Below are 2,776 nucleotides of genomic sequence, written 5' to 3'. Positions count from 1 at the left end.
CGTCGCCGAGGCCGTCCCCAGCCCGCCCAATCCGGCGCCCAGGCCGTGCATTCCATGGCCGAGTCCGCCGCCCAGCCCGAGCCCGCCGAGCATCGGCGTGAACGGGTCGATGGCGCCCAGGCCCAGCGGGTCGCCCGCGGCGATGGCGGCACCACGTACCACCGCCATGTCGGCAGCGAAGTTGGAGATCCCGGCCGCGCCCATCGGACTGAAGGAGCTGCTCATCAGGTTGGTCATCGCGTTGGTCAGATCACCGGTGCTGATCGCCTCGCCTCCGGTGACCGGCGGCGTGGGCGGCTGCACCGGCGCCGCGAGGGTCTGCAGCGTCTGCGGCGTGTTTGTAATCGCTTGCGACAGTGTGGATTGCGCATTCGACGAGGCCGCGTTACCGGCGGCCTGGGCGACCGCCGCCTGCTGGACCGCCTGCGACGACGGGTCGGCGACCTCGTGCGGTGAGTTGAACGGCGTCACCTTGGTGGCCACCGCCGACGACGCCGCGTAGCCGTACATCGCGGCCGCGTCCTGGGCCCACATCTGGCCGTAGTGCGCCTCTGTCGCGGCGATCGCCCCGGTGTTCTGCCCCAGCACGTTGGTGGCCACCAGGGCCGCGAGTTGCGAGCGGTTGGCGACGACCAGCGGCGGCGCCACCGTCATCGCGTACGCCGCGTCGAACGCCGCGGCTGCCGCCTTCGCCTGGGCGGCAGCCTGTTCCGCCCGGACCGCGGTGGTGCCCATCCACGCCGCGTAGGGCGCGGCCGCGGCGGCCATCGCGTTGGACGCCGGCCCCATCCAGCCCTCGCTGATGAGCCCGTTGATGACCGACTGGTAGGCGGCCTCGGCCGAAGCGAGTTCGGCGGCCAACTTGTCCCACGCCGCCGCGGCGGCCATCAGCGGTCCCGAGCCGGGACCGGTGTAGATACGAGCCGAGTTGAATTCCGGCGGAAATGCTCCGAAGTCCATGGCATTGCTCCTTTTTGAGTGGTGGTTGAGAGGTCTGGTGTTGAGCGGGTGTGCAGGCACGTCGACATCCCGATACGCGTTGCGTCCGCAGCTGGCCGGAGGCACGAATCGGGTTAGCCGGTCATGGCGACATACCGGAGCCGGGCACGTCGACGAAACCGCTGCTCGACGGAGAGTTCGGGCCGACAAGCGGTTTCACCGACATGCCGAAGCCTGGCGCGTTCCGCTGACGGAAGCGCGCCAGCTGACGAATTCAGCGCCGGTGCGAATCAGATGGTGAAAGCAGTACCGAGATCTAGGGAGACGAACATCGATCTCGGATAGGAACTATCACTCGGACTCAATGTCGCTCTCACCTCCTCTCGGCCTGGGCACGCGCGGGTGCCTGCACGTATGCACACAGAGGTGGGGACGCCCGGCGACAGCCGGACTTTCGCACCCCTCTCGTCAGAGCTTCGGCACTGCACGGCGTGTCCTGCCTGCGTAATCAACGCAGGTCCGGAAGCCACTTGGGCTCAACCCTTAATCCGGGAGGAGCTGTCCTGACCCGGGGCGTCTTTCGACGTTCGGGGTCAGTGGCCTGTATCCGTGCAGACGCCTCACCTAACGAGGTGCTTGCCTCACCATAGTGCACCAGGTGACTGGCAGGGTCAATCGGACACGGCGGGACGGGAGCGGCCCGCGGGCCAATAGTCCGCTTCGGTGGCCAAATCGCCTGCTGTCGGGCAGAAGTCGCACCGGTTTCAGCCGGGCTGCCGACCGGGTCCGGTGTTGCTCTGACCGTCGGGATTGACGTGCACCGCATGCACGCCGGGTTGCTCGGCGAGTTCCTCCAGCAGGCTGTCGAGGCGGCCGGCGTCGACGTGCCAGTGCTGCACATCGGTGGTGCCGGCCAACTCCGTGACGAGGCGTTCCAGTCGACTCTGCGCGTGACCGTTCATCGCGGCGGCGGGATGGCTCCGCGGTGCGGCGCCGGTGAGCGCCCGCGCGGCCAGGCTCGCCAGCGCGATGTCGCCGAATACCCCGGTGGGAATCTGCGCTCCGGCGACCGCAGTCGCCGACGCTGCCGCCGCTGCGGTGGGCGACGCCGCTGCGACCATCTTGGCCACCGGCGCGGTCGTCACCCAGTTCGGCGGGACGCTGAGTCGGCCGATCGTGCCCGCGCCCCCGGAACCGGCCGATATCGGCGCGGCAGCGACCGGTAGCGACGTTTCGGTGGCAGCCAACGCCGTTGCGCCGGAGCCGAACCCGGCTTGCCCGCCGGTGGCCGCGGCGATGTCCAGGTCGATATTGAGATTGCGGGAGTACTGGATCATGCCGTAGAGCACGGTCTTGATCGCGTCGTTGAACGGCACGATGGTCTTCGGCAGCAACTCAATGTAGGAGGCGATCTGGGCCAGTGACAGCGCCGCGGTGGTCTGCGCCGGCTGCGTCGAGGCGGCCGCAACCGCCGCCGGAGCAAGCCCGTTCAGCGCCTGAGGAATGGCGGTGATCAACCGCGACAGCTCAGCGTGCCCGCTGGCGGCGGTGGCAGCGGCGACCGTCGCCGCCTGCCCGCCCTGCCCCACAGGGTCGGTGGTGGGCGGTGGTTCGGAGAACGGTGTCAGCGCGGTCGCCGCCGCCGACTGGGCCGCATAGCCGTACATCGCCAGCGCGTCCTGGACCCACAGTTGCGCGTACTCGACGTCGAGCGACGCGATCGCGGCGCTGTTCTGCCCGAGTACATTCGACGCGACGAGCGTTGCCTGCGCGCTGCGGTTCGCCGCGATCATCGGCGGTGGCGCGACGGCGGCGAAGGCTTCGTCGAATGCGGCCG

The 2,776-nt window shown here is 69.3% G+C and carries 2 protein-coding genes and 1 riboswitch; both genes read right to left on the bottom strand.

What is annotated here, in order from left to right:
* Positions 1–960 (bottom strand): PPE family protein (locus DQP56_RS23655; protein ID WP_133259027.1); only part of this gene is annotated, 960 nt, incomplete at its 3' end.
* Between the two features lie 432 nt (positions 961–1,392).
* Positions 1,393–1,578: riboswitch (M-box (ykoK) riboswitch) on the bottom strand.
* 125 nt (positions 1,579–1,703) lie between these two features.
* Positions 1,704–2,776, bottom strand: a 1,073-nt coding sequence (locus DQP56_RS23645; RefSeq protein WP_133259026.1) for a PPE family protein, incomplete at its 5' end; no start/stop codon positions are given.

Source organism: Mycolicibacter senuensis (genome assembly GCF_003284925.1).
In the GTDB taxonomy this organism is placed as follows: Bacteria; Actinomycetota; Actinomycetes; order Mycobacteriales; family Mycobacteriaceae; genus Mycobacterium; species Mycobacterium algericum_A.
Note: the sequence above shows the minus strand (reverse complement) of the source record. Positions and strands in the feature narration are given on the sequence as shown.